The following is a 19,249-nucleotide window of genomic DNA, read 5'->3' as shown; positions in this document are numbered from 1 at the left end:
TATAAACGTATTTCTTAAATGCCAGCCTTTAATTTTTCTCTCGTTTTGCTTTTCTAGCTTCCCGTCTATCTGCCCTTTTTTGCTTCCGGATTTTTTTGGCAATCGCTTTTTGCTGTTTTACAGGATTTTTTTCGGGCACAATACCCACACCAACAATATCCTTTATGCCCACGAAAACAGTTTTCCACATCAGGTTAAAGAAAGAACCAGAATTAAGTCTGGTACTGGCCATGACCGTCTTGCGTGGTGCTTCTCCTTTATCAGGATTAGCGTCCTTAATTAAAATATTATTGGCCAAAAGGGATAAAAAACCTTTTTGTTTTGTGCCTTCGCCATCAATATTATCAGACAGTAACTTTACCTTTAAATCGCTGTAAAGCATGTTCATTGTGCCTGAAGCGGTACGAAGATTCCCATTGGCTTTAAAATCCAGTTGTTGAATATTTCCGCTTTCTATTTCCACCAGTCCTAATGCTATTGATAAAGGATTCAGGTCTTTCATATTAAAAGACTTCAGGTTTCCACTGTAACCAAATGAGCCATTTTGATCGGTAAGGTTAAAATCTATCTTAACATTCATTTTTCCATTACCCATCAATAATGTATTAAGATTAGCCAGGGCATGGTTGTTTTTGGTCAGTCTTAAACTGTCGTTAGTTACATTTACAATGGTGCCATTAATGGATTTAAAACTGACTGAGCCCGTTTTCTTACTGGCCGGGTTATACTCGCCATACTTTACATCAACCTGTTTAAGTTTTACGGTGTCAATGATAACTGGCATATTTAGTCTTTTAAGGGCTATGTGCGGATAATTTTGTCCTTTGTCCAACCCCGGAGGCGGGGGAGATTCACGGCTCATAAAAACCTCAACCTGAGCCGGACCAATGGTAACTGCCCTGGCGTGAATTTTTTCATCCGTATTGAAGCTGGCAAAATCCATTCCTTCAAATTCAATGTCGTTAAAATTTAGGTTATAACGGTCTTTCTGGACTTTGTACTTTCGTGAAAATGCCAGTTCATCGTATAGCGGAATAAGTTTTAAACCTTTAATGGAGACCTTTTTCGATGATGTTGAGCCTTTAATGGTATCCACCCTCATGTTATACATCTTATCTTTTGTGGTTGATTTATAACCTGCAATCTGAAAGGAGATATCTTTTGTATAGTAAAAGCGTGAAGTATCATCTTTGGAAAGGGAATCTAAGAGAAAATCTTCAACATTAATATCAAGGTGTTTAATGGCATTACGGGTTTTCTTTGGTGCATCGCTATTAATGTAGCTGAAATCTGCATCATTGATTTTGATAGCATGAACTCTTGCCGATTTAAAGATTTTGGAAATTTGCTCATAAAGTGATTTTTCTTCTTTATTGTCTTTAACAGGCTTTGGCACTTTGTTAAAAGTTACATGAATAGAAGGTTTATCAAGTATAATGGCATTAATATCCAAACGTTTTTTAAAGTATGCCGTTAATATACTGGCCCTGGTGATCTGCAGTTTTTTGAGTTTAATATCAAAAACGTGTGCCGGAGCAAGGCTTTTCTTTTTTAAGCTATCATAAACTGATGGATTGGCCTTTAATGTTACGTCTCTTAATGCCAGGCTTCCGGTGATAACGTTAAGATTGATGCTTTTAAAATCAATGGTGTAAAGGTGATCTGAGCCATTATAAACACCCGCCCTAATTTTTTCGCTCAGCATGGGTTTCCATCTTGCGCTTAGAAACATGGCACCAAATGAAAGGACTAAAATTAAAAAGCCTAAAATACTTCCAATCCAAATCCAAAGTTTATTACTGTTTTGAGCTTTCATGATTATGGCTTATCGGTGTTAAACAATTCTATGTTGGAAAGGTTTTTTAACAGTTTGGGTTACAATTGGTAATGCTGTCTGAGTATGTATCAGTTTATATGAAAGTTATTTAAATTAATGTTACGGTAAGCTCAGAATAACAGAAACTTAGCTTATTTACATTTAATCCTTAATAATAATATGTAAATTAACATTAACTTAACATTGAGCTTGTAGATTTGTGCCATATTAAGAATTAACATGAACAATATTTTTAAGTTCTTTACCCCTCAAGATAGAAAATTCCATCCTCTTTTTGAGCAAGCTGGCAGTAACGCTTTAAAGATTGCAGAATCTCTTTTAGAGATGGTTAGCACCGCAGATGCTGAAAGCAGAAAAACTATTTTTAAAGAAATTGAACGCCTGGAGCATGTAGGTGATGATATTACGCACTCCATCTTTCTGGAATTAAGCAGAAATTTTATTACACCGTTTGATCGTGAAGATATCCACCAGCTGGCAACGGCTGTTGATGATGTTGCTGATTATATTTATGGCACTGCAAATCGTATGCAGATGTACAATATGAACACCATTAATGAACCAATTGTTAAAATTGCAGAGCTTTTGGTGGAAATGTGTACCGACATTGATAAGGCGATTAAAGAATTGCGCAGCTTTAAAAATATTCGTGTAATTGCCGATGCCTGTATCCGTATTAACAGTGGTGAAAACCAGGCCGACTACGTGTTTACGCTGGCGGTTGCGCGTTTGTTTGAATATGAAACCAATGCAATTGAATTAATTAAACAAAAAGAGGTTTTACAAACGATAGAAAAAGCGACCGATAAGTGCGAAGATGTGGCGAATGTGCTTGAAACTATCCTGGTTAAAAACGCTTAATAAAAAACAAACATGGTAACTACCTTATTGGTTGTTGTTGTAATTCTGGCCATTGCTTTCGATTACATTAACGGCTTTCACGATGCCGCTAATTCGATTGCAACGGTTGTTTCTACAAAAGTTCTTACGCCTTTTCAGGCGGTTTTGTGGGCTGCACTTTTCAATTTTGCCGCTTACTTTTATTTTACCGACCATAAGGTAGCCAATACGGTTGCTAAAACGGTGATCGAAAATTATATTACGCTTGAAGTTATTCTGGCGGGCCTTGTTGCCGCAATTATCTGGAACCTTTTAACCTGGTGGTATGGTATTCCATCGAGTTCGTCGCATACACTGATTGGTGGTTTTGCTGGCGCAGGGATGACACATGCTTTACTTACCGGTGCTAGTCCGCTGGATGCGGTTAATATGAGCTATGTCGTTAAAATTGTTTCATTTATTGTATTGGCACCGATTATTGGTATGGTGATTTCGGTAGTCATTACCCTGATCATCATTAACATTTGTCGTTATGCAAAGCCTTCAACTGCAGAAAAATGGTTTAAGCGGTTACAATTACTCTCTTCAGCAGCTTTAAGTTTCTTCCACGGTGGTAACGATGCACAGAAGGTAATGGGTATTATTGCTACGGCTTTAATCGCATCAAAGGTAATTCCTGATTTTGAAGCACTACCAACCTGGGTTCCGATTGCCTGTTATTCAGCCATATCTTTAGGTACCATGAGCGGTGGCTGGAAAATTGTGAAAACAATGGGTTCTAAAATCACGAAGGTAACAGCGCTTGAGGGTGTTGCTGCTGAAACGGCAGGTGCGGTAACCTTAGGGATTACAGAACATTTTGCTATTCCGGTTTCTACCACACATACCATAACAGGTTCAATTGTGGGTGTAGGCTTGGTAAAAAGTGTATCAGCAGTACGTTGGGGGGTAACCATTAACCTGATCTGGGCCTGGGTATTAACCATTCCGGTATCAGCAACATTGGCAGCGATCATTTATGCTGGTATTTATTACTTCAAATAATTGATCATATTTTAAAAATATAGAAAGACCAAAGCTTTAGCTCTGGTCTTTTTTTATGATCAAAGTGGTCGTTTGTAATCGCAAAGATTGCTAAGTTTTTCGCAAAGAGGGGAAAGTGTATATAGGATTAAAAATAGAGTCGGAATATCATACACGCTAAATTTCTCCCCGCTGATTGCACAAATTTTCGCAGAGGCTTTATAAAATCGGCGTTTATCTTTTTAAATCAGCGGGAAACTATTCACCAAAACGAATTAATCATACGATCATCAATCTGAATGTTAAAGGTTCGATAAGATGAAATTAAGGTTTTTCTTTGAAGGCTTTAAATTAATCATCAACGCCAATATGATTAAAACTTCACACTCATTTCAACCAGGTCAGTCCCTTGTTTTGGCAATACCCAATCCGGGCCAGTTTCGATCAGTCGTTTGGCTTCTGCATCAGCCTTTTTATTCAATGATTTTACAACCTTAATGTTGGTTGGCCTTCCGTTCTTTTTAACTTTAAAACCTAAAATAACAAACTGTGATGGTCCTTTAGGATTATAAAGCTTATTGTTATTTTCTAAATACTGTTTATAATCAATAGTAGAAACGGGGATGGGTTTAGTGATTTCTCCGATTACTTTCCCGTCCAGATTTTGTTCAGACCGCAATACGATTTTAGGAGCAGGTACATTTTCCTTTTTTCTGCCATTTGATCTGGTAATCAAGGCCATTTCATTGAGTGATTTGTTGCCGCTTAAAGCTTCCCGAATCATATTAGGGTCTTGAGTGCCCGAAACAGGCGTTTCCCTGTAACCGATGGCATTAATCACCAGGTCTTTATTTTTAGCATTGCTGTCTGCTGGTAAAGCAAAATAACCATTGGCATTGGTTGCTGTAATTTTATCTGAACCTGCAATTTTTACTACCGCACCCTGAACAGGTAATCCATTTCTTTGATCAACCACATTGCCACTAAAAATAATTTTATCGGCAGCAACAGATGGTGCAGCGGAAGCCATTACCGTATTTTGCTGTTCAGTCATGGTTTCCATTTGGCGTGCAGTAGAAAGTGGTGCCTGTTTAACCTGACTAAACCTTTCATATTGATCGGCTGGCTTAGGTGTTGAAGCTGTTTTTTCTGCAGCCTTAACTATTGGTGCAGCTTTTGTATTTTTGGCTAAATCTTCTGTTTTCGCTTTGGCAATCGCCTGATCAATTAAAGTTGATTTAGTCTGGTCAGCAGCTTTTAATGCCGTATCCTTTGGTTTTGATGTTGCAGCAATTGAAGTGTTGGTGTCTAAATTTACGATAACACCATTTGCCCTCCGTGCAGCGGTTTCAGCATTTCTACGGTTAGTTTCCCGCATAAAGAAAAGAATGCTTACTGCAATAAAGGCAACAGTGGCTGTGGCCGCAATACTTAACCTTTGTGTGGTAACTCCCCAGAGTTTGCGTTTAACCGGTTTTTGAGAAATGCGATCATGAAGTTGTTTTTGCAGGATAGAAAGCGTCTGTTTGCGTTGCGGTGACTGTTTCAGCCCTTCCAGTGCATCAGCCACGAAAGGATCCTCCAAAGCCTGCCTTTCTACAAAGTGCATAGCCTTAGCGTCAAGCTTACCATCCAGGTAATCCTCCAGTACATCAATATCTAACCAATCGTTATTCACCACTGTTTTTTTCTATACAAATCTTCAGGTTACGCTTACCATTCTGAATATAACTTTTTACCTTCAGCATATCATAGCCGGTTATGTCGGCCACTTCTTTATAGCACTTTTCTTGTAGATAAAATAAATCTACGCTTTTCCGCTGTTCTTCAGGCAAGGTTTCCATGCACTTTTCCATAATGGTAAGCTGCGTTTCTTTTGTGTTGTCCATATCTAGATGCACCAACTCGCTGTTTTCCACAAAAGTGTCATCAATAGAAATGTTATTTTGCTTCGCAGATTTCCTGAGTGCCATTAAACAATGGTTTCGGGTTAAAACATGAAGCCAGCTTTTGAAGTTCTGCACTTCATGAACTTTAAGCTTGGTTACTAATTCTTCAAAGATTTGCATCACCGCATCTTTGCTTTGCTCTTCATCTTTAAAATAATTTAAACAAACCCCAAAAACCAAATGCATGTATTTATTGTAAAGCGTACCTAATGCATCTAAATTGCCGGTACTTTTATACTCGGCAATTAATTTGGCATCATCTTGCTGGTGATTTCCAGCTGTGTTTTTTATAAACTTCAAAAAATGGGTAGCTATATCAAATAATCTTTCAAGTATAAAAAATATTTCTGAGTGATATGGAATAAACTCATGAATTAAGGAATAGACTTTAATTTTTAAAAACCTTACCGGTATTAAATATAACATTTGTCAGTCCGTCAAAGTGTTATATTTGAAAAACAAATGCGCACTTTAGTTTATGGCAGATCTTTTGCTCCTGAAGGGATAAACACATACAATGAAAAAAATTATTTTATCGGCATCCCTGGCACTTATTTTATTGGCCAACCTGCGGGCAGATGCTCAGATTAAACTGAACGATATTTTTAAAAAGGTTACCGAAAAACAGCGCACTACTTCTTCCACCGGAACACCGAGCCAACTGGAGATTGGGCAGGGAATAAAGGAAGCCTTACAAATTGGTGTTTCAGCCGGAGCTGACCGATTATCGGCAAGAGATGGGTTTCTGGGTAATTTAGCGGTTAAAATTTTAATGCCACCTGAAGCGCAGAAGGTAGAAAAAACATTACGCAGCATTGGCTTAAACAGTCTTTGCGACAATGTTATTTTGAGTTTGAACCGTGCTGCTGAAGATGCTGCCAAAGAAGCAAAGCCAATTTTTATTGCTGCAATTAAGCAAATGACTTTAGCGGATGCCAGCAATATTTTACTTGGCAATAATGATGCTGCAACTTCTTATTTTAAACGTGTAACTACCGCGCAATTGCTTGAGAAATTTAGCCCTGTCGTTAAGAATAGTTTGAATAAGGTAAATGCAGGTAAATACTATTCAGATCTGACTACCCAATATAACCGTTTGCCATTGGTTAAGCCCGTAAGCACAGATTTAACCGGTTATGTTACGCAAAAGGCAATAGATGGTTTGTTTATAGAAGTGGCAAAAGAGGAACTCAAAATCAGGGGAAATCTTAATTCACGAAGTACCACATTGCTGCAAAAGGTATTTGGTTACGCCAATAGGAAAAAAGGTTAAAAGAATCTTGCAGGTCATATGCGTTAAGTCTTGTTAAAATCATAAATAAGAGAAGATCCGTGTTTCTATAGCAACCGGATCTTTTTTGCTTTAAACAATTCGTAAAATTGTGGATGATTAAATTGAATTTATATTTAGTGGTAATCGCGGTTACCGGCCTTGGTTTATTTTTGGCCTGTAATGCCAATAACGATCGTCAACAAAAAACTTCAGCAGTTTTAGATACGGTTTCATTAAGCAGTAAAAGTTTTGCCCTTGCATATCAGGATGGAAGTAAAATTGTGGCCACCAGTATTGATACCATGAAACAGATTTCCTTTGGTGGTGCTACGCATCCAGCAATCTCTCCTGATGGAAATAAACTGGCTTATACCGTAACCGATAGCGCAGGCAATAAAAGCATCTGGATTGCGGATATGGAAAGTAAAAGTCAGTTGCAATTACAGGCTGACAGCAAGGACTATGATCATGCCATGTGGTCGCCGGACGGGAGAACTATAGCCTTTAATTTTTTAGATAAGCAACATATTTGGAAGGTGGGGGTCATAAAAGCGGATAATACAGGTTTTATCTTGCTGGATAGTAAACCGGCAGATAGTCTGTTTTCACCCAGCTGGAAAAATGAAACTGAATTGGTTGCACACGATCTGAAAAACCTGTATACGTTTAATAAGACTGGAAAGCTGACAGACACAAAGAAAATAACAGACTGTTTTGGCCCTGATTATCAATTTTTGAGCAGCAGCCGTTTCTTTTATACCAGTGATGGGAGAAAACTGATTTTTAATGCCAGATACGGGAAGCCGGTTGAAGAATTACATCATCAGGCTGAAGCTGTTTTTATCCTAGAAGCGGATTCGAAAAAAGTAAGCCGCATTTCGCCTGAAGGAATGAACGCGCTGGATGTTTTTGTAACGGCCGATAACCGGATTTTCTTCAGCGGAGCTGAAAAACCATTTAGTCAAAGTAAGATTTATGTTTCCGATTTAAAAGGTAACATTAAAACAGTAGTTGATAAAGGTACCTATCCAACCGCGACATTAAAATAATTTTTTCAAACCCTGCTTAACCCTTGCTCTTTTTAAAGGAGCTTTATAACCTGCAATGTGTGCTATCGGGCCTGCCAAGCTGACACCTTCTATCCCCTGATCATTTATATTTTGACAGTACGGGTGTAAATTTGTCCCTCAAAACCTATTGGCATAAAAAGTGTACTTGCAGGCTTAGTAAAAACTCAAATTAATATAAAAAATAATAAAAGTTATGGCGTTAAACCTAAAACCAATTGCTGGCAGTTCGAACAGAGTAATAGTTGAACCAGCTGCGGCGGAAGAAAAAACTGCATCGGGTTTGTATATCCCTGATACTGCTAAAGAAAAACCATCTAAGGGAACCGTAGTTTCTGTTTCTGAAGAAGATGCTGAAGGTAAGAAAGCGAGTGTAAAAGTTGGAGATGTTGTAATTTATGGTAAATACGGTGGCACCGAGTTTCCTTATGAAGGCAAAGATTACCTGATCATGCGTGAAACTGATATTTACGCTGTTGTAGGATAATAAATAATGATTGAATGACTGAATTTCGAATGCGTGAATTCAGCATTAATCAGGTAACTAATTATAAGATCGGGTATTCAACTATTCTATCACACAATCATTCAAAAATTTAAAAAGAAATGTCAAAACAAGTAAAATATAACGTGGAAGCACGTGACGCCCTGAAACGTGGTGTTGATATCTTAGCGAATGCAGTAAAAGTAACTTTAGGCCCTAAAGGTCGTAATGTAATTATCGATAAAAAATTCGGTTCTCCGGCAATTACCAAAGATGGTGTTACCGTTGCTAAAGAGATCGAATTGAAAGATGCGGTTGAAAACATGGGTGCACAAATGGTTAAAGAAGTGGCTTCTAAAACAGCAGATATTGCTGGTGACGGAACGACTACTGCAACTGTGTTGGCTCAGGCCATCATTACAACTGGTATTAAAAATGTTGCTGCCGGTGCAAATCCGATGGATTTAAAACGCGGTATTGATAAAGCTGTTGCTGCTGTTGTAGCTAACTTAAAAGAGCAATCTCAAACGGTTGGTGAAGACAATAATAAAATCAAACAAGTTGCATCCATTTCTGCAAACAATGATGAGGTAATCGGTGCTTTAATTGCTGAAGCCATGAGCAAAGTGGGTAAAGATGGTGTAATCACTGTTGAGGAAGCAAAAGGTACTGAAACTGAAGTAAAAACGGTAGAAGGTATGCAGTTTGACAGAGGTTATTTATCTCCATACTTTGTAACCAACGCAGATAAAATGGAAGCTGAATTAGATAGCCCATACATTTTAATCTACGATAAAAAAATCAGCAACATGAAAGAATTGTTGCCGGTATTGGAAAAAACTGTTCAGACTGGTAAACCATTGGTGATCATTTCTGAAGATTTAGACGGCGAAGCTTTAGCTACATTAGTAGTGAACAAAATCCGTGGTTCTCTGAAAGTGGTTGCAGTGAAAGCGCCAGGTTTTGGAGACAGAAGAAAAGCCATGTTAGAAGATATCGCAATTTTAACTGGCGGTATCGTAGTGTCAGAAGAAAGAGGTTATAAATTAGAAAATGCTGATTTAACTTATTTAGGTTCTGCGGAGAAAGTGGTAGTTGATAAAGACAATACCACTGTTATTAATGGTGCCGGAAATTCAGAAGATATTAAATCTCGCGTAAGTCAGATTAAAGCACAGATTGAAACTACTACTTCTGATTATGATAAAGAAAAATTACAAGAGCGTTTAGCTAAATTGGCTGGCGGTGTTGCCGTTCTTTATGTAGGTGCAGCAAGTGAAGTGGAAATGAAAGAGAAAAAAGACCGTGTTGATGATGCCTTACATGCTACACGTGCAGCAGTAGAAGAAGGTATTGTTGCTGGTGGTGGTGTAGCATTTATCCGTGCGGTAGCTGCTCTTGCCGATTTAAAAGGTGTTAACGAAGATGAGAATACAGGTATCCAAATCATCCGTCGTGCGATTGAAGAGCCTTTACGCCAGATTTGCGAAAATGCCGGTATTGAAGGTTCTATCGTAGTTCAGAAAGTGAAAGAAGGTACTGCAGATTACGGTTATAATGCCCGTACTGATGTTTACGAAAATTTAATTGGTGCCGGTGTAATCGATCCAACTAAAGTAAGTCGTGTAGCCTTAGAAAATGCGGCATCTATTGCAGCCATGTTATTGACTACAGAAGTTGTTTTAGCAGACGAGCCTGAAGAAGGTGGTGCACCAATGCCTCCTATGGGTGGCGGCGGTATGGGTGGTATGATGTAATATCACTTGTGGCGAAATCATTTCGTATAAAAAAATTCCCGGAGGCTATAAGTTTCCGGGTTTTTTTTTGCCCATGGAGTCTTAAAGAAAGTTGCCCAACATTTAGATTAATATTGATTCATTCATTTTGTTCGTCTTCATACTAAAAATTGCAATTATTATACAAAAATATCGTACTTTACATTAATATTTAAGAAATGTGTAAACGTTAGGATGAGGATGAAATCATACAACATTAGAAGGTGTTTGCGCGCTTAAATAAACAGAATTAATCATTCCCCCTACGTGTTTGCGACTATGAAGATCTGTTTGAAACGGAAATGGCCGGTTTTTGTGCTATTTGTTGTGCTGTTTTTTATTTCCTTCGCCGGTTATACACAGATCAACATTGGTGCCGTAAATGCAGGTCCTTTCACCCCCGGAAGCACTATAGCAGTTCCATTCAGCATTGCCAATGGTTGTACGCAACAAGGCAATACGTTTCAACTTTACTTATCTGACCAAAATGGAGACTTTAGTACAGAAAAGTTAATCGGCACTTACTCGGGATTTTATAGTACTTATGTAAATGGGATCATCCCAGCTACAGGAGTGGTACCGGGAATAGGGTATAAGGTAAGGGTAAAAACCACACAACCCGTTTCAGTCAGCAATGCATCTTCGGCCTTTGAAATAAAAGCCGGACCTTCGGTACAAGCCAGGTTGGTAACCTCGTATCTTAATTCCTCAAATAATGAAACCTTTGGCACTTGTGTAAGCAGACCTAATAATTCATTTATCATCAGTAATGAATCTACGGCAACAGCAGCAGTTACAGCGGCTATTAAAAATGAATCATCTGGAAGTACATCAACCCTCACTTTTACTAATCCCAATCAAACTTTTACGGCTGATCAGACCCAATATACCATTATCGCCACAGCGACTATGCCCAATGGTACAATCGGGACCAAAGCTTATTTGCTGGTGAATAACAGAACCATTACCGCATTTGGCACTTCTGGTAATAACATTGTATGCCTGCCCCTAGGCGCGTTAGAATTCAACGTGGATTATACTTCTCCGGCAGGTATTCAGAACAACTTTCCAGGTAACCGTTATACCATTAGCTGGGGAGACGGAAGCCAAACGGTTTATACCTTATGCGATATTATTAATAATTCAGGAAAAGTAACACATCCATATACCAGGTCATCATGCGGTAGCAATTCAGTAACCAGTGCAGGTACCATTTACAATGCATTTCCTGTGACCATAAATGTATCAAATGATTTTTGCGGTACCGTAGGAACACCGGTTTCTTCATCGGCGAAGGTAGTGGTTAAACCCATGAATGCCTTCACGTATCAAACGCCATCCTGTACCAATACGGATGTCACATTTTACAATACATCTATTTTAGGGGAAAATCCGGATACCAATACGCCGGCCTGTGCACCCAATAATGTTACCTATAACTGGTTTGTGGATGGGGCAATTGAACAAGCTAACAAGCCACGTTCATACAATCTTATTACCAGATTTTTAACACATGGCGTGCATACTATTCGCCTGGAATCAAACAGTTCAGGCGCTTGTAATGCTGATCCTGTAGAGATGCAGATTTGTATTCAGGATCCCCCGAAACCAGCATTTTCACTGCCGCAAACCACCATCTGCGCAGGGACTACCTTAACCGCTACCGATTTATCTGTACTGGATAATATTTGTGAAGCGGCCAATACCTACTCTTGGAATGTTTCTCCTGCTGTAACGTATGCGAATGGAACTAATGCATCAAGCAAAGAACCTGCATTTATATTTACAAATCCGGGTATTTATACCATCACTTTAAATATTTCTACTCCATCATGTGGCTTAGTGGCATCTGCCCCGCAAACGGTTATTGTTAATGAGTTACCAACAGCCACACTTTCTCCTGATATTACCCTTTGTAATCTGACAACTTATGATTTTAATAATACCACCACCGGACCAACGCGTACATTAATTTCGGGAACTTATCAGGACCTGGCAGATACCTATACCTGGACAGTTACACCTACCGGATCTGGAACATATAGCTTTACCAATGGAACAACAGCAAATTCCAAATACCCTTCCATAAAATTTGATAATTATGATGAGTACAATATTACCGTTACCCACAAAAATAACTGCGGAACAGTATCCAAAACACAAAAATTAACCTTCAGTACTGCACCAGTGATTAATGCAGGCGAAGATCAAAGTTTATGTTTTACGGGCACCAGTTTTAATCTGGCTGGAACCATTACGGGTACCGTAAGTACCCAGACGTGGATAGGTGGTTTAGGCGTATTTACACCAAGCCGAAATGACCTGAATGCAGTGTATACTCCAACGGCAGCAGAGAAAGCCAATGGCACCGTAAACTTAATCTTAAGAGCAACCACTACACTGGCACCACCCTGTAACCAGATTGAGGATGAAATCGTATTAAGGATAAAACCTGATATTAGCGTAAACAGTGCAGCAAGAAAATCTATCTGTACAAGAAAAAATGTTGATTATACCCCAACAGGATTAGTTAGCGGTACCACATTTAACTGGACGGCTACCGGATCTGCTAATGTAACCGGAGTTACGGCATCTGGAACAGGTATGATCAACGATGTACTGGTGAATAATGATCCGGTTTCTAACGGAACTGTAACGTATATCATTACACCCCAAAAAGATGGTTGTGATGGCGCTCCATTTAACTTTGTGGTTACTGTTACTCCAAATCCTGACGTGGTCGCTACAGCTGCCAATCAAACCATTTGTAGCAGTACATCTTCTGCCATCACCTTAACTTCGGCATTGACCAATGTTAATTATACTTATACCAGCGCAGCAACAGGTACCATTACTGGAAACAGCAACCGTCCTGTTGCCACTGCGGCAACTCAGATTAATGATATTTTAATCAATACCGGAACCACTAGCGAAACAGTAACCTATACGATTACTCCGGTTTCTGCAGGCGGTTGTACCGGAGCATCAACATCTATTACCGTTACAGTTTTACCAACGCCCACATTAGCCAGTGCCGGGCCGGACGAATCCATTTGTAATGCTTCAACCTATACCTTAAAAGGAAATGTTCCGGTGGTGGGAACGGGCAAGTGGACTGTGGTTTCTGCGCCGACAACCATTACTTTTGATGATGATACTAAGAACAATGCAGTAATTTCTGATTTAGTTGGCGGCAACAGTTATACTTTACGTTGGACCATCAGTGATCAGAATTGCAGCAATAGCAGTGATGATGTAGTGATCAGGGTAAATCTCCCAAGTGTTGGTGGTACAACCGGTAATGACTTAACATTGTGCGCCGGTGCAAATAATGGTGCAATTGCTTTAACAGGTCAGGTTGGCGATATCTTAAGATGGGAAATGTCCATAGATAATGGTGTGACATGGGCAGGCTTAAGCTCAAGGGCAAATCCATATGTTTTTTCAAACCTCACGGTAACCACCAAATTCAGGGCCATCGTTCAGAGTTTTCCTTGCTCAGAAGCGCAATCATCAGTAACTACTATTACCATTAATCCAGCAACTGTAGTTTCAAATGCGGGTGCAAACCAGAGCTTATGTAGTGGCAATACCATTATTTTAAGCGGAAATGATCCATCACCTAATACTGGTTTATGGACCCTTGTTTCCGGGCAAAGTGATGTGGTGATTGCTGATCCAACCTTGTTTAATACCCCTGTAACAGGATTAGTGCCCGGACAAACTTACAGGTTCAGTTGGGCCATCTCGGGATTTACAGGTTGTCCGCCATCAGTATCAGAAACAACAGTTACCTATTTTCTACCTGTAACCAATAGTGTTTCTACGTCTGCCATCCCTGTTTGCTATGGGCAGAGTACAACGATCACCGGAAGTACGCCGACCGGAGGAAATGGTACATATAGCTATCAATGGCAAAGCAGTATTGACGGGAATACATGGTCAAATATATCTGCTGCAACCAGTAAAGACCTAACTTTAACTGTAACAGCTTCTACTTTCTACCGCAGATTAATTAACAGCAATATCTGTACATCAGAAAGCAATAGCGTTGAGGTGGTTGTTTTACCTGCATTAACCAATAATACAATTACTGCAGATCAGACCATTTGTATAGGTGCTGCAGCAGCGCCGCTAACTGGTTCTGTGCCGGGTGGCGGAAACGGAACTTATACTTACCAATGGCAAACCAGTTTAAACGGAACGACCTGGACGGATGTGTCTGGCGCAACTGACATCAATTTTACCCCTCCTGTACCTACAGCAACAATCTATTACAGGCGAGCTGTGGTTAGTGGCTCTTGTTCTGCAATCATCAGTAATCAAGTTAAAATTACAGTAAATCTACCTGCAAAGGCAGCGTTTACTTATACTATTGATAAAGGCTGTGTTCCTTTTGAATTGAGTACGGCCAACATTACTGCAATCGCTTATCCGGATCGGAATGCTACTTATACCTGGTTTGCCAACAATGGGCAAATTGGTACAGGTATTAATTTTCCAGGTTATACCATTACAGGTGAAAATCAATCTGTAGTGATCAAGTTGGTCGTCACCAGCAGTTTAGGCTGTAACAGTGATGAGTTTTCTCATACTTTTTCAACCCGGCAAGATGTTACAGCAGCTTATACGCAAAGCGTTACAGAAGGGTGTGGCCCACTTAATGTGCGGTTTACGAATACTTCAAATTCATTAACTGCAGCAACTTTTAGATGGGATTTCGGTAACGGAACGACTTCTAATCTGGTTCAACCTGCAGATGTAGTTTACCCTGCCGATTTAAATGGGAGAGATATCACTTATACGGTAACAATGGAAGCGACTACACCTTGTGGCGTGAGCAGACAAACCTCTACGGTTTTAGTGAAAGCAGCGCCGATATCAGTTTTTTCTCCTGATAAAACAGCGGGATGTTCACCCTTTACGGTTACTTTCAGCAACACTTCATTAGGAAATAACAGTAGCTATACCTATGATTTTGGCGATGGAACAACACTTACAAAAACGGATAAAAGTAATGTATCACACACCTACAACACCATCGTTGTAACAAACTATGTGGTGAAAATGACTGCTACTAACGAATGCGGAACCAATGAATCTTCCTACAACATTAATGTGGCACCAAATGATATTACGGCAGAAATGGTGGTCAATAGTAGTCAGTTGCGGGGTTGCGCACCTTTAAAAGTTGATTTCTTTAATAATACCAAAGGTGCCAATACCTTTGTGTATGACTTTGGAGATGGAAGTACGGTAGTGAGAAATGTTGCTCCAGAAGTCGTTTCACATACCTTTACAACAGCCGGAAAATATAGGGTTACACTTTATGCTTCCAATGATTGCTCAAGTGCCTCAACTGTTGAAGAAATTGAAGTGTTGGCTCAGCCCGAGCTCAGTTTTACTGCTGATAAAACCAGTGGCTGTGATGGCTTAACCGTGAATTTTAAGAACAACAGTAAAAATGCCATAGGCTACCTTTGGGATTTTGGAGATGGAACAACCTCAACGGCTTTTGAACCCAGTCATACTTTTACCGGAGCAGGTAGAAATTTTATTGTAAGCTTAACCGCAACCAACATTTTGGGCTGTACCAATACCATTACCCTGGCTTCGCCGATTAGCGTGGTGGCACCTCCGGTTGCCGGCTTCGCCGTTTCACCTGGCAATGAAATATCAATCCCGAATTATTCCTTTGGTTTTAAAGATACGAGCACCGGATCAGTAAGCTGGGAATGGACATTTGGAGATGGTGCTGTTTCAACACTGCAAAATCCAAATCATACTTATGGCAATGAAGGTACCTATACCGTTACGTTAAAGGTGCTTAATAAGGAAGGCTGCAGCTCTACCACGGTGCAGTCGGTTAGGATTATTGGTGTGCCCGGGTATTTAAATGTTCCAAATTCATTTATGCCGGCAAGCGCGAAAAATGAAATCAGGGTTTTCAAAGCAAAGGGCCGTGGGATTAAGGAATGGACCATGTCTGTCTTTAATAAATGGGGGCAGCTTCTATGGGAAAGCTCGAAGCTGGACGATGGCGCACCCTTGGAAGGGTGGGACGGAACGTATAACGGAAAAGAGCAGCCACAAGGTGTTTATTACTGGAAAATAGAGGTTAAGTTCATTAATGGCACCGAATGGAAAGGGATGACATATGATTCATCATCCCCAAGGAAAACAGGAGTAATATATTTAATAAGATAATGATGAGGAGGATGAAATTATGTTTGCTGGCTTTACTACTGCCGCTGATTTCGGTAGGGCAGGATCATATTTACTCGCAGTTTTATAATGCACCGATTTATTTAAATCCGGCATTAACCGGTCAGTTTGAAGGTGACATCAGGTTTAATGCACTTTACAGAAACCAATGGACAGGTTTGGCAAGTGATTTTTCATACATGAGTGCATCGGCTGATTTAAATCTGCACCGCATGAACAGTGGAATTGGATTAATTTTTAACCGGAGCAGTGAAGGAACAGCTTATCTGGTAAAAAACAATGTAGCCGCCAGTTATTCTTATATTATTGGTGGCGATGATTTTACACTTTCATTTGGTTTGCAGGCTGGTGTAACCAACCAAAAATTAAACTGGGATAAACTGGTTTTTGGTGATCAGATTGATATCAATGCAGGTTATATTCCCGGAAGTGTGTCTGGTGCAGAAAGGCCGGCTATTGATAGCCGTTTTTACCTGGATGCCAATGCGGGTACCAATTTGGTTTATGGTAAGTTTATGGTAGGTGTAGCTGCGCATCATTTAAATCGGCCTGATGAGTCTCTATCTGGCTTCCAGGCGAAATTGCCCATGCGTATTTCCGCTAACTTAAGTTATAAACTCAGCCTTATTCCAGATCAGTATGACCGGGATGGAAGCTACCTGATCCCTTCAGTGGTGGTTTACAGACAGGGAAACGTAAACTCCTTCAGTATCGGCACACAATACAAATATGCGGGTGTCAACGCAGGGATCTGGTACCGGAATGATGGAAATTCAAATGGAAACGATGCAATTGTTTTTTCAGTCATTTTTGATATTTTCAACAGAAGAACCAATGGCGAAAAGTTTAGGTTAGGAATCAGTCACGATGCAACCACTTCTAAAATCAATTATTCCAATACCGGCGGAACGTCTGAAATAGGTGTGGGGTATGAAAAATATTTCCCAAATAGTTCTAGTGGTGGCCGTGCCAATGGCTTAAGATGTTACGATTTTTATTAATTTGCTTCCATTAATTTAGGGCAATGAATGAAATTTTAGATAACAGCCATTTTATTACACAAAGTGAAGTCAATAAATTCCTGCTGGCTACATTATTATGCGGTTTAATAGGCGCCGAGCGTGAATACAGAAGCAAATCTGCCGGATTAAAAACCATGATGATGATTGGCTTGGGTGCCACGTTATTTACGATCTTATCTATTAAAATCGGACCTGCAAGCCAGGATCGCATTGCTTCGAATATTGTTACGGGTATTGGTTTCCTGGGCGCTGGCGTAATTTTTAAGGAAGAAAACCGGGTTAAAGGTTTAACAACTGCCTGTATCATTTGGATCGTTGCCGCCATTGGGATGGCTGTTGGTTCCGGATATTACGAGCAGGCCATCGGTGTTACCGGTGTGGTGCTGCTGGCCTTGATTATTTTTCCTTTTGTTGAAGAAATAGGCGATCGTCGTTTTACCAAGAGGGTCTATCGCATTGTCAAAAAACAACATACGCATGGTGATTTAGAAAGTTATGAGGAGGTTTTTCGGGAAAATAAGTTAAAGCCTCAACGAGGCAAACACCAATTGGTCAATCATGTCATCACCGGAAACTGGACCGCAACCGGAACACCACAAAACCACCAACGGTTTGTGGAACAAATGTTAAAGGATAAGGAAATTCTGGAGTTTGATTATTAGGTTAATTAGTATCAATAGCCTTCTAAAAGGCAAAATTAAAACTTTGATTATATTTTACCTTAACTGGTACGCCACGCTCTTTACCAGGTTCCCATTTTGAGGAGTATTTTAAGACCCTTATGGCTTCCTCGTCTAATGATCTATCTGCAGATTTCTCAATAACAATATCAGTAATTCTCCCTGTAACGTCTACAACAAAACTGGTTTTAACAGTTCCTCTTATTCCATTTCGGTATGCATCCTGAGGATATTTTGTTGTTGTTGCGATAAAGTTATTCCAGGATTTTATTCCGCCTCTGTATTCCGGAGCCTGCAGCGGCGAAGTGTAGGAATATGTTTTTCCATCTTTTAAGCTTTCTCCGGAGATGAATTTGTTCCCATCATAAACTTCTTTAAATGTTAAGCCCATTCGGGTATCATAGCCTGTCCATACTCCATTTTTCATGCCATTCAAATAATCACCTTCCTCACCCTTTTCAAATTCTTTATACTTATCAACTACTTTTAAATGGCCTTTTCCGTTTTCAATATTAACTTTTCCTGAAGAGTCAGCATCAAATATTATTTTGAAACTGGTACCAAAAATGAGATCTGCCAAAGAAGAATTTATTCCCAACATCTGATTTGGCCGCGCTTCAATAGGAATGTATTCCGTTTCCCTGTAGAGTTTGCCATTACTATGATAATATAGCGAACTGCCAGAAGGCATTCCGTTTTTATAGTTAACTATTTCCGATCTTCTTCCTAAAGAATCATAACCAATTACGTGACCTTCGTAAATTAAGTTTGGCTCAAAAGCTGATAAATAACCGAGCTTTTTCCTTTTACCATTATTATAAAACTCGAAAAGCTTGAAGCGGGTATCAGCAGAATCAGGTTCCTCGATAATTCTGACAAAATCAGCTTTATCCTTTGTTTGAACTTGTTCGCCATTGTTTTTTAAATAATAAATATTTTGAGCTTTCTGGGCCTGTACCGAAGTAACAATTAATAAGCTAAACAATATTAAAAAGCGTAATTTCATAGATCAAAGTTAATTAGATTTAAGAATTAAATATGTCTGTTATATTATGTTTTGATTATTATTTCTTT

General features: G+C 39.5%; 13 protein-coding genes. 9 read left to right on the top strand and 4 right to left on the bottom strand.

The genetic code is table 11. The features are described from left to right. Nucleotides 1–28: 28 nt before the first annotated feature. Nucleotides 29–1,816 carry a hypothetical protein gene (locus CBW18_RS03755; protein WP_088299873.1) on the bottom strand — a complete coding sequence of 596 codons (1,788 nt, stop codon included), beginning with the start codon at nucleotides 1,814–1,816 and terminating at the stop codon, nucleotides 29–31. Between the two features lie 240 nt (nucleotides 1,817–2,056). On the opposite strand from CBW18_RS03755, the gene CBW18_RS03750 reads away from it, so the two are divergent. Then, nucleotides 2,057–2,698, top strand: a complete 642-nt coding sequence (locus CBW18_RS03750) for a DUF47 domain-containing protein (protein ID WP_029281757.1) — start codon at nucleotides 2,057–2,059, stop codon at nucleotides 2,696–2,698. Between the two features lie 12 nt (nucleotides 2,699–2,710). Then, nucleotides 2,711–3,721: an inorganic phosphate transporter gene (locus CBW18_RS03745; RefSeq protein ID WP_029281759.1), complete on the top strand. Its 1,011-nt coding sequence runs from the start codon at nucleotides 2,711–2,713 to the stop codon at nucleotides 3,719–3,721. A 352-nt stretch (nucleotides 3,722–4,073) separates the two neighbouring features. Here CBW18_RS03745 and CBW18_RS03740 read toward each other — a convergent pair whose 3' ends face one another. Together CBW18_RS03740 and CBW18_RS03735 are read right to left on the bottom strand one after the other, a co-directional pair. Continuing rightward, nucleotides 4,074–5,378 carry a carboxypeptidase-like regulatory domain-containing protein gene (locus CBW18_RS03740; protein WP_088299872.1) on the bottom strand — a complete coding sequence of 435 codons (1,305 nt, stop codon included), beginning with the start codon at nucleotides 5,376–5,378 and terminating at the stop codon, nucleotides 4,074–4,076. Continuing rightward, complete coding sequence (locus CBW18_RS03735; RefSeq protein ID WP_088299966.1) at nucleotides 5,371–5,949, bottom strand: RNA polymerase sigma factor; 579 nt, start codon at nucleotides 5,947–5,949, stop codon at nucleotides 5,371–5,373. Before CBW18_RS03735 ends, CBW18_RS03740 begins: the two co-directional genes overlap by 8 nt. 217 nt (nucleotides 5,950–6,166) lie before the next feature. On the opposite strand from CBW18_RS03735, the gene CBW18_RS03730 reads away from it, so the two are divergent. From CBW18_RS03730 to CBW18_RS03700, 7 genes are all read left to right on the top strand, one after another. Continuing rightward, nucleotides 6,167–6,922 (top strand): DUF4197 domain-containing protein, encoded by a 756-nt coding sequence (locus CBW18_RS03730; RefSeq protein ID WP_088299871.1) that lies wholly within the window; start codon nucleotides 6,167–6,169, stop codon nucleotides 6,920–6,922. A gap of 122 nt (nucleotides 6,923–7,044) precedes the next feature. Beyond that, a complete protein-coding gene (locus CBW18_RS03725) occupies nucleotides 7,045–7,971 on the top strand; it encodes a PD40 domain-containing protein (RefSeq protein WP_172406433.1) in 927 nt (308 codons plus the stop codon). 214 nt (nucleotides 7,972–8,185) lie between these two features. Beyond that, nucleotides 8,186–8,476: a co-chaperone GroES gene (groES, locus tag CBW18_RS03720; protein WP_010599229.1), complete on the top strand. Its 291-nt coding sequence runs from the start codon at nucleotides 8,186–8,188 to the stop codon at nucleotides 8,474–8,476. A gap of 119 nt (nucleotides 8,477–8,595) precedes the next feature. Beyond that, complete coding sequence (groL, locus tag CBW18_RS03715) at nucleotides 8,596–10,230, top strand: chaperonin GroEL (protein ID WP_088299869.1); 1,635 nt, start codon at nucleotides 8,596–8,598, stop codon at nucleotides 10,228–10,230. A 309-nt stretch (nucleotides 10,231–10,539) separates the two neighbouring features. Further along, the gene (locus tag CBW18_RS03710) at nucleotides 10,540–16,455 is read left to right on the top strand and encodes a PKD domain-containing protein (RefSeq protein WP_253248955.1); all 5,916 of its coding nucleotides are present in this window, start codon (nucleotides 10,540–10,542) and stop codon (nucleotides 16,453–16,455) included. Nucleotides 16,456–16,466: 11 nt separating this feature from the next. Further along, entirely contained in the window at nucleotides 16,467–17,474 is a 1,008-nt protein-coding gene (locus CBW18_RS03705) for a PorP/SprF family type IX secretion system membrane protein (protein ID WP_253248954.1), read from the top strand. 23 nt (nucleotides 17,475–17,497) lie between these two features. Continuing rightward, nucleotides 17,498–18,157 carry an MgtC/SapB family protein gene (locus CBW18_RS03700; RefSeq protein ID WP_088299866.1) on the top strand — a complete coding sequence of 220 codons (660 nt, stop codon included), beginning with the start codon at nucleotides 17,498–17,500 and terminating at the stop codon, nucleotides 18,155–18,157. Nucleotides 18,158–18,179: 22 nt separating this feature from the next. Here CBW18_RS03700 and CBW18_RS03695 read toward each other — a convergent pair whose 3' ends face one another. After that, nucleotides 18,180–19,181, bottom strand: a complete 1,002-nt coding sequence (locus tag CBW18_RS03695; RefSeq protein WP_088299865.1) for an energy transducer TonB — start codon at nucleotides 19,179–19,181, stop codon at nucleotides 18,180–18,182. Between the last annotated feature and the right edge of the window lie 68 nt (nucleotides 19,182–19,249).

Source organism: Pedobacter sp. AJM (genome assembly GCF_002197755.1).
Lineage (GTDB): Bacteria > Bacteroidota > Bacteroidia > Sphingobacteriales > Sphingobacteriaceae > Pedobacter.
Note: the sequence above shows the minus strand (reverse complement) of the source record. Positions and strands in the feature narration are given on the sequence as shown.

What these genes read in the sequence shown, in the direction of transcription:
- CBW18_RS03700 (WP_088299866.1), top strand. Translation starts at nt 17,498, where the DNA reads ATGAATGAAATTTTAGATAACAGCCATTTTATTACACAAAGTGAAGTC.
- CBW18_RS03705 (WP_253248954.1), top strand. Translation starts at nt 16,467, where the DNA reads ATGAAATTATGTTTGCTGGCTTTACTACTGCCGCTGATTTCGGTAGGG.
- CBW18_RS03730 (WP_088299871.1), top strand. Translation starts at nt 6,167, where the DNA reads ATGAAAAAAATTATTTTATCGGCATCCCTGGCACTTATTTTATTGGCC.
- CBW18_RS03695 (WP_088299865.1), bottom strand. Translation starts at nt 19,181, where the DNA reads ATGAAATTACGCTTTTTAATATTGTTTAGCTTATTAATTGTTACTTCG.
- CBW18_RS03755 (WP_088299873.1), bottom strand. Translation starts at nt 1,816, where the DNA reads ATGAAAGCTCAAAACAGTAATAAACTTTGGATTTGGATTGGAAGTATT.
- CBW18_RS03750 (WP_029281757.1), top strand. Translation starts at nt 2,057, where the DNA reads ATGAACAATATTTTTAAGTTCTTTACCCCTCAAGATAGAAAATTCCAT.
- groES (WP_010599229.1), top strand. Translation starts at nt 8,186, where the DNA reads ATGGCGTTAAACCTAAAACCAATTGCTGGCAGTTCGAACAGAGTAATA.
- groL (WP_088299869.1), top strand. Translation starts at nt 8,596, where the DNA reads ATGTCAAAACAAGTAAAATATAACGTGGAAGCACGTGACGCCCTGAAA.
- CBW18_RS03745 (WP_029281759.1), top strand. Translation starts at nt 2,711, where the DNA reads ATGGTAACTACCTTATTGGTTGTTGTTGTAATTCTGGCCATTGCTTTC.